General features: G+C 37.8%; 8 protein-coding genes. All 8 read left to right on the plus strand.

Annotated features, from left to right (window positions below; all coding sequences use genetic code 11):
- The first annotated feature begins 43 nt into the window (after positions 1-43).
- The 8 genes from hemH (at position 44) to KORDIASMS9_RS23820 (ending at position 11,640) form a co-directional block, all read left to right on the plus strand.
- On the plus strand, positions 44-1,087 hold the full coding sequence (hemH, locus tag KORDIASMS9_RS06510; RefSeq protein ID WP_114902071.1) for a ferrochelatase: 1,044 nt from the start codon (positions 44-46) through the stop codon (positions 1,085-1,087).
- Positions 1,087-2,427, plus strand: coding sequence for an MATE family efflux transporter (locus tag KORDIASMS9_RS06515; RefSeq protein WP_114902072.1), 1,341 nt, complete (start codon positions 1,087-1,089; stop codon positions 2,425-2,427). Before hemH ends, KORDIASMS9_RS06515 begins: the two co-directional genes overlap by 1 nt.
- A gap of 555 nt (positions 2,428-2,982) precedes the next feature.
- Positions 2,983-6,090 (plus strand): glycosyl hydrolase, encoded by a 3,108-nt coding sequence (locus tag KORDIASMS9_RS06520; RefSeq protein ID WP_114902073.1) that lies wholly within the window; start codon positions 2,983-2,985, stop codon positions 6,088-6,090.
- Positions 6,091-6,645 carry a CopD family protein gene (locus tag KORDIASMS9_RS06525; protein ID WP_114902074.1) on the plus strand — a complete coding sequence of 185 codons (555 nt, stop codon included), beginning with the start codon at positions 6,091-6,093 and terminating at the stop codon, positions 6,643-6,645. It abuts the gene before it with no gap.
- A gap of 92 nt (positions 6,646-6,737) precedes the next feature.
- Complete coding sequence (locus tag KORDIASMS9_RS06530; protein ID WP_205318038.1) at positions 6,738-8,150, plus strand: PAS domain-containing sensor histidine kinase; 1,413 nt, start codon at positions 6,738-6,740, stop codon at positions 8,148-8,150.
- A 6-nt stretch (positions 8,151-8,156) separates the two neighbouring features.
- Positions 8,157-8,939, plus strand: coding sequence for an enoyl-CoA hydratase/isomerase family protein (locus KORDIASMS9_RS06535; protein ID WP_114902076.1), 783 nt, complete (start codon positions 8,157-8,159; stop codon positions 8,937-8,939).
- A 157-nt stretch (positions 8,940-9,096) separates the two neighbouring features.
- Positions 9,097-10,149 (plus strand): T9SS type A sorting domain-containing protein, encoded by a 1,053-nt coding sequence (locus KORDIASMS9_RS06540; protein ID WP_114902077.1) that lies wholly within the window; start codon positions 9,097-9,099, stop codon positions 10,147-10,149.
- Positions 10,150-10,287: 138 nt separating this feature from the next.
- A complete protein-coding gene (locus KORDIASMS9_RS23820; protein WP_162819707.1) occupies positions 10,288-11,640 on the plus strand; it encodes a transposase in 1,353 nt (450 codons plus the stop codon).
- Positions 11,641-11,849 lie beyond the last annotated feature (209 nt).

An 11,849-nucleotide genomic window follows, 5' to 3' on the forward strand; every position in this document is an offset into this window, starting at 1 on the left:
GTATTTTTGTAATTCTTTAAAAAGAAGACTAAAAAACAAACAAATGAAAGGTGTATTACTGATAAATCTTGGTTCGCCAGATAGCCCAAATCCTAAAGACGTAAAAACATATTTAGCCGAATTCTTAATGGACGAACGCGTGATTGATGTTCCAAAATGGCTTCGAACGTTCTTAGTAAAAGGAATCATTCTCAATACGCGTCCGAAAAAATCGGCAAAAGCCTATCAAAAAATCTGGTGGGATGAAGGTTCTCCATTAATCATTATCTCTGAACGTTTTCAAGAAAAAATTAAAGCGCGCGCCAAAGTGCCTGTTGCATTGGGAATGCGTTACGGTTCCATGAGCATTCACAAAGGATTGAAAGAATTGCACGATCAAGGTGTAGATGAAGTATTGGTTGTTCCACTGTATCCACACTACGCGATGTCTTCGTACGAAACGGTAGTTGTCAAAACGGAAGAAGAGCAAAAAGCACACTTCCCAAACATGGAATTGACAGTTGTGCCGCCTTTTTACAAACATCCAGATTACATCCGCGTACTTTCAGAAAAAATAAAAAAACACATCGCAGACATTGATTACGATCATATTCTGTTTTCGTATCACGGAATTCCAGAAAGACATATTCGTAAATCTGATCCAACAAAATCGCATTGCAAAATGGACGGAAGTTGTTGCAATACGCCGTCAAAAGCACACGAATATTGCTACAGACATCAATGTTTTGAAACCACAAAATTAGTGGGTGAATATTTAGACTTGCCAGCAGATAAATTCAGCAACTCGTTCCAATCGCGTCTCGGTGGCGATCCTTGGTTAAAACCGTATACGGATAAAGAATTTGAACGTTTTCCAGAAGAAGGCAAAAAGAATTTAGTTGTCATCACGCCAGCATTCGTAGCCGATTGTTTGGAAACGCTTGAAGAAATTGCAATGGAAGGTGAAGAAGAATTCAAAGAAGCTGGAGGAGAAGAATATCAGCATATTCCTTGCCTAAACGACGATGATGAGTGGGTAAAAGTTATGACCCGTTGGATTAACGAATGGAGTGTAACTTCCGAAGCTAAAGAAGAAATAAACGCCTAATGGCAACCAACAAATCTGCCGAACTAGGAACGCAACCCATCGGTAAATTGCTCATTGCACAAGCGGTTCCAGCGTCGATTGGAATCCTTGTCATGTCGCTCAATATGGTTGTTGATACCATTTTTGTGGGACAATGGATTGGTGCGATGGCAATTGCGGCAATAACGGTTGTGGTACCGCTTACCTTTTTAATAGCTTCTATTGGAATGGCAATTGGTGTTGGTGGCGCGTCCATCATTTCCAGAGCGTTAGGAAGAGACGATCACGACAAAGCACAGCGAACGTTTGGAAACATGATTGTCATGTCGTTCGGTTTGGCAATTTTCTTTGTCATTGTCGGACTCATCTTTAAAGAAGAAGCCTTGGCATTATTTGGTGCGAAAGGTAAAATTTTACCGCCCGCCGAAATCTACTATGTCATTGTCATGTACGGAATTCCTTTTTTGGCATTGTGTATGACGGGAAATCCTGTGGTGCGTGCAGAAGGCAAACCAAAATTTGCCATGGTTGCGTTGATTCTTCCTGCGTTTGGAAACATATTTTTCGATTATTTATTTATCAATGTGTTGGATATGGGCATGGCAGGCGCGGCTTGGGCAACGTCCATTTCGTACTTTATCTGCTTTCTCTTCATCTATTGGTTTTTCCTATCAAAACACAGTGAACTTAAAATTAAATTGCGTTGTTTCAAGTTAGAACATGCTATTGTGCGTGAAATAACAGAACTCGGTGGTGTAACCTTGGCGCGACAAGGAATGGTGAGTATTCTTTCCATCATTCTCAATCATACACTATTTCAATATGGCGGCGAAACGTCGGTTACCATTTATGGAATTATCAGCAGAATGTTAATGTTTGCACTATTTCCTGTGATGGGAATTTCGCAAGGATTTCTACCAATTGCAGGTTACAATTACGGAGCAGAAAAGTTGGCGCGTGTGCGCGAAAGTATCAATATATCCATCAAATATGGAACAGGTTTGGCGTTGATAATCTTTGCCGTCATCATGTTTTTTCCAGAACAAATCACGCAAGTGTTCACCAAAGACGAAACCGTTATTCGTGAAACGCCAAATGCACTGCGTTGGGTATTTCTAGTCACACCATTAATCGCGGTACAAATGATTGGTGCAGGCTATTTTCAAGCCATTGGAAAAGCCGTTCCTGCGTTATTGCTCACCTTAACCAAACAAGGTTTTTTCCTCATTCCGTTAATTCTCATCTTACCACAATACTTTGGAATCTTTGGAGTTTGGGTTGCCTTTCCAATTGCCGATTTGATGTCAACGATTGTTACTGGTTGGTATTTAAATCGGGAAGTGAGACGTACGTTGAAGTGATCTTAGATGTTAAATGTTGAATTTTAAATGTTGAATTATTTCAAAGCACAATTTGTTTCTTTTAGAAACTACGCAGTTGTTTATAAAGTGTAGTATTATCAAACAAAGACAACACATTGAGTGATGAATTAGTATTGAGAAGTTTCAAATATCATCTGAGTATATTTTAGATTGCCTTTTAGATTTTTAGATGCTGAATGTTGAATTATTTCAAAGCACAATTTGTTTCTTCTAGAAACTACGCAGTTGTTTAGAAAGTGTAGTATTATCAAACAAAGACGTCACATCGAGTGATTTTCGTTAGAAAATTGTATCGAGATGTACTTTGAAGTTTATTCCGTATTTGTGAGTATTCCTCGATAGCTTTATTGAGGGCAGTCGAAATACAATTTTTCTCCATTTCATTTCGAAAAACCACTCGAAAAGCCGCTTGCTTTTATTTATAGGTTAAGAGTTATTAAAAACAAATCCACAAAACAACAATTAACAAAAACACAAATCCATCCTAAAAGAATAATCCGTATTTTAGTAGCTAAAACCAAACGAGCCTAAAAAATGCGAATTACAACTCTACTACTGGCGCTATTTCTTACCCTAGCCAGCCAATTGGAAGCACAAGCACAAACTTTTGACGAAACGTATTATAAAAACCTAGAATACAGACTTATCGGGCCGTTTCGTGGCGGACGAAGCGCCGCAGTCACAGGCGTTCCCAACAAACCAAATTTGTTCTACTTTGGAGCAACAGGCGGCGGAATTTGGAAAACAACCAATGGCGGACGCGCTTGGGAAAATATTTCTGACGGTTATTTTGGCGGAAGTATCGGTTCCATTACGGTTTCAAAAAGCGATCCGAATGTCATGTATGTTGGCGGTGGTGAAAAAACCGTGCGTGGAAATGTTTCTTCAGGGTACGGCGTTTGGAAAAGTGTCGACGCTGGAAAAACATGGAAAGCTTCGGGACTTAAAAATTCACGACATATTCCAAGAATGGCAGTGCATCCTACAAATTCAGATATTGTATATGCTGGTGTGATGGGAAATATTTACAAATCTTCCAATGATAGAGGTGTTTACAAAAGTATAGATGGCGGAAAAACATGGAAAAAAACCTTGTTTGCCAATGCAGATGCAGGTGTTGTCGATTTGCTAATTGATCCTACAAACCCAAGAATTCTGTACGCTTCTACCTGGCGAGTTCGCAGAACGCCGTACAGTTTAAGTTCTGGTGGCGATGGTTCCGCTTTGTGGAAAAGTACCGATAGCGGCGAAACGTGGACAGAAATCTCCACGAAAAAAGGATTTCCAACAGGAACTTTGGGAATTATTGGAGTTACCGTTTCTCCACTTAACAATCAACGTGTTTGGGCAATTGTAGAAAACAAAGACAAAGGTGGTTTGTACCGAAGTGAAGACGGCGGCGAAACGTGGACGCAAGTCAACAGCGAACGTAAATTGCGTCAGCGCGCTTGGTACTACACACGTGTGTATGCAGATACCGAAAACGAAGATGTGGTGTATGTATTAAACGTGCGTTATCATAAAAGTACGGATGGCGGAAAAACATTCAGTACGTACAACGCTCCGCACGGAGATCATCACGATTTGTGGATTGCACCCGAAAATCCAAAACGCATGATTATTGGCGATGATGGTGGCGCGCAAATAACCTATGATGGCGGCGAAACTTGGAGCACGTATCACAATCAACCGACGTCACAATTTTATCGTGTCACAACGGATAACAGTTTTCCTTATAGAATTTATGTAGCACAACAAGACAATTCTACCATACGAATTCCACATAGAACTGACGGACGCTCTATTTCGGAAGACGATTGGGAAAGTACGGCTGGTGGCGAATCGGCACATATTGCGGTCGATCCAAAAGACAATGACATCGTATATGGAGGAAGTTACGACGGTTTCCTCACGAGAGTAAATCATAAAAAAGGAACAGTTCGTGCTATAAATGTGTGGCCAGATAATCCGATGGGACACGGCGCAGAAGGCATGAAATATCGCTTTCAGTGGAATTTCCCAATTATTTTTTCAAAACACAATCCGAATAAATTATATACCTTTTCAAATCGTGTGCATGTCACCGAAAATGAAGGACAATCTTGGAAAATTATCAGTCCCGATTTGACGCGAAACGATCCGGAAAAATTGAAATCTTCTGGCGGACCGATTACGCAGGATAACACTTCCGTAGAATATTACTGTACTATTTTTGCTGCGCAAGAATCGTCATTGAAAGAAGGTTTACTATGGATTGGAAGTGACGACGGATTGATTCATATCACGCAAGATGGTGGACAAACTTGGCAAAATGTAACGCCAAAAGGAATGCCCGATTGGATGATGATCAACAGCATTGAGCCAAGTGCATTTGATGCAGGAACGTGTTATGTAGCGGGAACGAAATACAAAACAGGCGATTTTAATCCTTATATCTATAAAACGACTGATTACGGAAAAACGTGGACAAAAATTACGAACGGAATTAATTCGGAGCATTTTACACGCGTGGTTCGTGAAGATCCAAAACGCAAAGGTTTACTGTACGCAGGAACGGAAACAGGCATGTATATTTCGTTTGACGATGGAAAAAACTGGCAATCGTTTCAGCTAAACTTGCCAATTGTTCCAATTACGGATCTAATCGTAAAAGACAACAATTTAGTCGTGGCGACACAAGGAAGAAGTGTGTGGATTATTGACGATTTAACCGTGATTCACCAACAATACAATCTCACAAAAAATGCACACATTCTTTACAAGCCAAAAGATAGTTACAGAATGCGCGGCGGTTCTCAAAAAGGAAGTAAAACCGAAGGAACCAATCATCCAAATGGCGTGATGACGTTTTTCTATCTCAATGAGTATGACGAAAAAGATGAGGTTTCGCTAACGTATATGGAAGCGAATGGTGATGTTATAAAAACATTCAGCACAAAAAATAAGGAGAAGGACAAACTTACGGTTGACAAAGGCGCGAATATGTTTGTGTGGAACATGATGTATAAAGGTACAGAACGTTTAAAAGGAATGATTTTGTGGTGGGCAAGTCTCAACGGACCAAAAGCAGTGCCAGGCGAATACAAAGTAAAATTGACCGTGAAAAAAGAAGGAGAAGATGCGGTTGAAATCACGAAACCTTTTACAATTTTAGCCGATAAAAGAGCCGAAAGTACGCTTGCCGACATGCAAAAGCAATTTGATTTCATCAAAGATGTGAATGCTACGATGGACAACGCACACAAATCGATCAAAAAAATTCGTAAGATCAATGCAAAATTGACCTCTTTTGCAACACAATATAAGGACGACGAAAACGTAAAAGAATTGGTAGACAAAGCGAAGGAATTGAAAAAGCAATTCACGGAAATTGAAGAAGCGTTGTATCAAACGAAAAACCGCAGTGGACAAGATCCGTTGAATTTTCCAATTCGTCTCACAAACAAATTAGGACACTTAAATTCGCTCGTAAGCATGGGCGATTTTGCACCAACCGAACAAGATATTGCGGTGAAAAACGAATTGACACAAAAAATTAATGCAGAACTCAGCACATTCAACAACTTGATTGATACTGAAATCAAAGCGTTTAACGATGCTTTTAATGCGAAAAAACTAAATTATCTCTTTATAGAAGACTAAATGTTATTAGAATATTACGGTTACATAAAAGCACTGCATTTAATATTTGTAGTCACATGGTTTGCGGCGTTATTTTATATTCCGCGCTTGTTTGTATATCAAATTGAAGCCTTTCACAAACCTTCGCCTGACAAGGAAATTTTAGGCACACAACTCAAACTTATGGCAAAACGCTTGTGGTTTATTATTGGGTGGCCATCCATGGTGTTGGCAACTCTTTTTGCAGTGTTGCTACTCATTGCCAATGCATCTTTATTGCAATTGGGTTGGATGCACGTAAAGCTAGCATTTGTATTTTTGCTAATTCTATATCATTTAAAAACACACCAAATGTACAAGCAATTGCAAAAAGATGACGTGCGGTATACGTCCAATTTTATGCGATTGTGGAATGAAGGTGCGACATTTATTCTATTTGCCGTGATCTTTTTGGTGATTTTAAAAAGCGCTATCAATTGGATTTTTGGCGTGATTGGAATTTTCGTATTAGGAATCTTATTAATGATTGGATTTAAAGTGTACAAACGCATCCGCGAGAAGAATCCGAATGCCTAATTTTGGCTTGATTATTGTGCGAAAGCAAGGAAGATAAACCCACATTCATGAAACCCGCTAGACTTTCATTACGTTCCCGAATATTTGCTTACATGATTCTACTGATTTTGGTAGCTTCTATTTTAATTGCATTGGTGACTATTTATCAATACAGTGAACAATCGAACGATTACCATTTGCGTCGTTTAGATCGAAAGGAAAAGCAAGTAAAAGGGCACATCAAATACTTGATTAATTTTGAAACAACCTATGTTGTCAGTGAAGAAAATTTAGCATTGATCTTTAAGGAAGAAATCTACAAAATTGCCGATATTCACAACGTAACCTTCAATTTGTACGACTTGGAAGGTGGTTTTTTGAAAACTTCAGATACATCTATACGAAGTGAAGGAATTATTGAATGTTTGCCCGCTAAAATTCTAAACAATCTGCAATACGATATTGACAAACATTACGTAGATGATATTGCTGTTGAAAACGGCACCGAATATCAATCTTCATACAGTATTATTACGGATATCAAATCAAAACCGCTCGGAATTATCAATCTTCGGTACAAGTTAGACAATACCTTCAGCGATAGCGAACTGCGCGAATTTTTAACACGATTGGGATATACGTACGTTTTAATGTTGCTGATCGCGATTGTATTTGCGTATTTTATTTCCAAATACATTACAAAATCACTCAAAAAAATTGGTGAAAAGCTCGATCAGACACGTTTCAATCAACGGAATGAAAAAATTATTGTGGAAGATGCAGGTGAAGAAATTTACAACCTAATCAACGCGTATAATAGTATGATTGACGAGTTGGAAGAAAGTGCGGTAAAACTGGCGAAAAGTGAACGAGAACAAGCGTGGCGTGAAATGGCAAAACAAGTAGCGCACGAAATCAAAAATCCGCTAACACCCATGCGTTTGAGCGTGCAAAGTTTCCAACGAAAGTTTGATCCGAATGATCCAAACATTCATCAAAAAGTAGACGAATACACTAAAACGCTTATTCAACAGATAGATACAATGAGCAATATTGCGTCTGCATTCTCCAATTTTGCCAAAATGCCAGCACAGCAAAACGAAATGTTGAACGTGGTCGAAATTACACGTTTGGCAATGGAGTTGTTCACCGAAGATTATATTAATTACTCGTATGAAGAAAGTGAAATAATTGCCAAGTTTGATCGAACACAACTCATTCGTGTGGTTACGAATTTGGTAAAAAATGCCATTCAAGCCATTTCTGACGAACGTCCGCCACGAATTGAAGTTCGCGTGTTTGAGCAGGATGATAAAGTGATGATTACCGTTCAGGATAACGGAATTGGAATTTTAAAAGACAATGCACCGAAAATATTTGAGCCTAAATTTACCACCAAAACAAGTGGAATGGGATTAGGACTCGGAATGGTAAAAAATATTGTAGAAACTTACGACGGAAATATTACTTTTACATCAGAAGAAAACAAAGGCACCACTTTTAGAGTGTCATTTCCAAAAATCTAAATAACCATGAGCTACGAAAACATCCTTGTACAAAAAGAAAACGGAATTGCAACCGTAACGATCAATCGTCCCAAAAAGTTAAACGCGTTAAATCGTGATACCATTCAAGAATTACATACTGCTTTTTCAGCGTTAGAAGCTGATGCCGAAACAAAAGTGATTGTCCTAACAGGAAGTGGTGAAAAAGCCTTTGTAGCAGGTGCTGATATTAGTGAATTTGCTGATTTTTCAGTGGACGAAGGTGGAAAATTAGCGGCAAAAGGACAAGAACTCTTATTTGATTTTGTACAGAATTTAGGAACACCTGTTATTGCTGCTGTAAATGGATTTGCACTTGGTGGCGGATTGGAATTGGCAATGGCAGCACATTTCAGAATCGCGAGTGACAATGCCAAAATGGGCTTGCCAGAAGTATCGCTTGGCGTGATTCCTGGATATGGCGGAACACAACGTTTGCCACAATTGGTAGGCAAAGGAAAAGCCATGGAAATGATTATGACCGCTGGTATGATTGGCGCAGAAGAAGCCAAACAGTGCGGTTTGGTAAATCATGTGACAACGCAAGAAGAGTTGTTAGGTTTGGCAAATAAACTTGCGACTAAAATCACGCGAAACTCCTTAGTAGCTATTCGCGGTGCGATTAAAGCTGTGAATGCCAATTATGAAGATGGTGTAAATGGTTACAAAGTTGAAATTTCTGAATTTGGAAACTGTTTTGGAACGGAAGATTTCAACGAAGGAACTACTGCGTTTTTAGAAAAACGCAAAGCAAATTTCCCAGGAAAATAAAAGATACTTCTAGCAAAATACAGGTGTTTTCTCGTGTTTTTTAATGTTTGAGTGCTATTTTTTGGTATAAATTGTGATAATTTCCTATTTTGAGTAGGGTAAATAGTTGACTATAATGTTATTATAGTGATATACCAACCAATTCACAAAACCAACCATGAAAAAAACTGTACTTGCTATTCTATTTTGCGCGTTTGTCTACAACGTAAACGCACAATGTACCATAGATCCTTTTATTCAACAAAACTATGAATTGGATGCTCAATTGTTAGTCTTGCGTGAAATTTACAATAACACAAGTGATCCGGATTATGACAATCCGTTTTTAACACAATCCCGTGTAGATGCTTATCTAGAGAAGTTTTCAGCAATGTATGCCAATCCACAAAACTTAGTAGACGTAGATTCTATATTTAATGAATTTCAATTTCATGTAAATTCGTATAATTTAGCCTATAAAAAAATGGAATTCAAAGTGCCCACAACGGCGAGTTGGGTTCAAAATTTAAAAGATACTGGACAATCTGGTGTAACTGCGGTTGACGATTTTTTGACACAATATCAATTTTCAGTGACTAGTTTTTTTGATTATTCATCGGGAAGTAATGCAGGGCTCACAATATTTGAGCTGACTACGGCATACGATTTTTTGAACACCTATGCATTGATTGATGACTTGCAAAACACCTCTAGTGATATTACAGAAGTTGATGATAATTTGCTGGACCTTTTTGTATTATGTAATTACACAGGAATCCCCTATACGGTACAAGAATACGCACTGCCTCCCGCGGATCTTCCTGTAAATCAGTGTAATATATGGAAAAGTAGTACTTCTACAAATACTGAATTTATATTTGGTTTTTCATTAGGAATTTGTTTCAATCCTGGATCATATATTCCTAACCTTAGATATGTAACTGTTTCTGCTGATTGTAGTATGGTGACCTTTTCTAGAACGCTGTCTGCAGCAGAAGTTGAACTTATAGATGTAAAAATCTATCCAAATCCAGCTTCTGATTTTATAACTATAGAAGGAATTGACACTATTCAATCTGTAGAAGTTCATTCTATTTTAGGGAAAAGAGTAGGAGTTTCTATGAATACCAATTCACAACTTGATGTGAGCAAATTACAAAGCGGCATCTATTTCTTAAAAGTAATAGACGATCAAAATCGTTCTGCGATTAAGAAATTTATCAAACAATAAAAAGTTCATTTAAAAAGGCGCATTCAGAAAATACGTAAAGCCTTTTAAATACTAATATTTCTTTGTAAATTAAAGAAACATAAAACCCCGAAAATGACCGATATGGTTCAAAAACGGGGTTTTCTTTTTTCTCTAGCCATGAAAATACAAAGAATTTCTGATTTACAAACCCGTTTATCTCTTTTTTCGATATCTGAAAATTACACGCTGTTTTATGAGCGTTTTTTGCAAAGTGATTTAGGTAAGATTTATACAGCCATTCCTTGGGACGATTTGGTAGCCACTTTTAATATTAAGGAACACAAACTAGGTAGGAATATGCTTTTCAGTCCTAAAGGTCGTCTAGCTTTAATGTTTTTAAAACATTATGCTTGTTGTAGCGATAAACGTCTTTTAGAACAACTTAACAGTAATGTTGACTATCAGTTTTTTTGTGACATTTCTTTAGGTTTTAATCGGTTGACAAATTCTAAAATCGTGAGTCAAATACGATGTGAGTTAGCGGGCTGTTTGGATATTGAAGTCTTGGAAAAGTGTCTATACGTAAACTGGTCTGGTTATATAGAGAATCCTGATCAAGTCACTGTGGATGCTACTTGTTATGAGAGTGAACTGCGATATCCTACCAATCAAAAGCTACTATGGGAAGCTGTTCATTGGATGTACAATCAACTCCGCAAAAATGCTAAAGTAGTAGGGGTAAAAATGATACGCAGTAAATACTTGAAATGGAAACTACGTTATCATGGCTTTAGCAAGATGCGTCGTAAGTCCAAGTCCAAACGAAAATCACTGACACGGGCACTTTTATTGTTATTAAAGAAGTTTATCGACTTTGAAGCTCACTTACGTAAAAAGTACAACTTGCAAGCAAGTGTACAATACTATCGCAGAGTAGCCACCATCAAAAAAGCCTACCTCCAACAAGAACAGCACTTTAGAACAGGTGAAAAGATTAAAGACCGTATTGTAAGTATTGCAAAAGATTACCTGAGACCTATTGTTAGAGGAAAAGAAATCAAGCCTGTAGAATTTGGAGCAAAAGTCAATAAACTACAGATCGATGGAATTAGTTTTATAGAACACCTAAGTTTTAATGCTTTTAATGAGGGAACACGACTGCAAGCCACCATCTACAAAGCACAACAACTTACCCATAGAAAAACCAAGATTATTGGGGCAGATGCCATATATGCCACTAATAAGAATAGAAAATTTATCACAAAGCATCAGATCAAAACTGACTTTAAAAGAAAAGGGAAGCCGCCTAAAGACTATAAAGAGGAGCAAAAACTTAAGCGCCTAATCACAAAAGAAAGAGCTACACGATTGGAAGGTAGTTTTGGAAAAGAAAAAGAGCATTACCTTCTCAAAAAAATAAAAGCCAAAACAAAGCCCACGGAAACCTTGTGGATATTCTTTGGCATACATACCGCTAATGCTTTAGAAATCGGTAGAAGAATCTGCAAAAACCAACAAATAGCAGCATAAAATTTTAAAATAGCTTACCAAAACTATGGAATAGGTATGTCTTGTCGTTAACAAAATCAACCAAAAAGAACCTAAAAACGATTTAAAATGAAAATCCAAGAAATGAAATAGATCAAATCTTGGATTTTTATGTTTTAGCTAGCTTTAAGTGAGCTATTTTCTGAATGCGCCTAAAAACATAAAAAAATCCTGCTCAATACTGAGCAGGA

This window comes from Kordia sp. SMS9, from assembly GCF_003352465.1.
In the GTDB taxonomy this organism is placed as follows: domain Bacteria; phylum Bacteroidota; class Bacteroidia; order Flavobacteriales; family Flavobacteriaceae; genus Kordia.